This is a genomic window from Rhodococcus sp. EPR-134, from assembly GCF_001647205.1.
GTDB lineage: Bacteria > Actinomycetota > Actinomycetes > Mycobacteriales > Mycobacteriaceae > Rhodococcus_F > Rhodococcus_F qingshengii.
Map to the genome: position 1 here is coordinate 1 of NZ_LVCT01000714.1, position 1,567 is coordinate 1,567.

Sequence of the window (1,567 nt, forward strand, 5' to 3'; positions counted from 1 at the left end):
CGGCGGCGGACTCGACCTCGACGCCGTACTCGGCGGCGGAGCAGACCTCGGCGCGCAGCTCAGCGCGGCACTCTCCGGCGCCCTCGGTGCCGGGGGAACGGTCGGAGCCGACCTGGGTGGCGCACTCGGTGGACTGCTCGGGGGAGCACTCGACCTCGAAGGCGGTCTCGGCGCAGACCTCGCGGCAGCTCTGGCCGGAGGCGCGAATCTGTCGACGGCCCTCGAGGGTGTTCTCGGTTCGGCACTCGGCGTCGATGCCGGGCTCGCGGGCGGTCTCGGCGGCGCTCTCGACGCAGCGCTGGGCGCAGGCGGACTTACCGGAATCGACCTCGGTGGTGCACTCGGTCTGGGCGGTGAAGCAGGCTTGGCAGCCGGTGTCGCTGCGGCTCTCGACACCGCCCTCGCAGGTGCAGGCGGCTTGGGTGCTGTCGGTTCCGTGGGCACGGACCTGACCGGCGCGCTGGACGGTGCGCTGGGCGCGGGCCTCGGGCTGGGGGGCTCTCTCGACAGCGTTCTCGGTGCCGAAGGTGCACTCGGTGGAGCGCTGGACACGGCACTGAACCTCGGCGGAATCGACACCGGTTCGATCGGTGCCGACTTGCCCTCCGTCGACCTCGGCGCTGTGAACCTCGGCCCGATCTCCGCTGAACTGCCTTCCGTCGACCTCGGAAGCATCGCGGCAGAAGGCCTGAACCTCGGCGGTGTGACTGGCGACCTCGGAGCAACTGTGGGCGGCGCGCTGGACGCAACAGCAGGTCTCGACGCAACAGCAGGTCTCGACGCGGCCACGAACGCTGCGGCTGGTTTGGGTGGGTCGCTCGGCGGCGCACTGAACGGCGTCACCGATCTAGGTGGATCGCTCGGCGGGGCTGTCGGAGCAGTCACCGACGTGACCGGTTCGATCGGAGCCGACGCAGCCGCAGCTGCCGGTGGCACAGTCGACGGCGGCGGTACCGTTGGCGGCGGTGGAGTCGCTGACCTGGGCGGATCCCTCGGTGGAGCAGTGAGCGGAGTGTCCGACCTGACGAGTTCGTTGACCGGTGCGCTGAACCCGTGGTCGTCGATCGATGCGACCGATGCTTTCGGTTCGGGTTCCACTTCGGGTCTGAGCGCCGATACCGAACACTCGCTCTTCGCCGAGGATTCGGTTGCAGCGCCGGTCGATCACATCGACCCGGTTGCGGTTGTCGATCACCTGCATCCCTGATCTGCTGACGCAGGAACTGAAATCGGTCAAAATGACCTGATGTAACAAATCCGGCCCTGCGTGCGCTATGCGTTCGCAGGGCCGGATATTCGAGTCGGGAAGAATTGCGGGTCAACGTAGCTCATGAGTGATTCAGCGAGTCAGGTAAGCAGCCGGAAGGCGCGCGTCGCGTCGTCGACGGCGTCGTTGCTCGAACGAACAGCCGTCGTGGCGAAGGATTTCGGGCGCACGGATCTGGTGCGCCGACTCGAGAACGCTCAGGTGAGAGTCAACGACCCGCGTATTCGCATCGTGGTGGTCGGACCCCTCAAGCAGGGCAAGAGCCAGTTCGTCAATTCTCTGCTAGGCATCGACGTGTGC

At 67.3% G+C, this 1,567-nt stretch carries 2 pseudogenes; both read left to right on the forward strand.

Annotated features, from left to right (window positions below):
* Positions 1-1,207, forward strand: a pseudogene (locus A2J01_RS36685) (IniB N-terminal domain-containing protein); the annotation flags it as partial.
* A 123-nt stretch (positions 1,208-1,330) separates the two neighbouring features.
* Positions 1,331-1,567, forward strand: a pseudogene (locus A2J01_RS30800) (Isoniazid-inducible protein iniA); the annotation flags it as partial.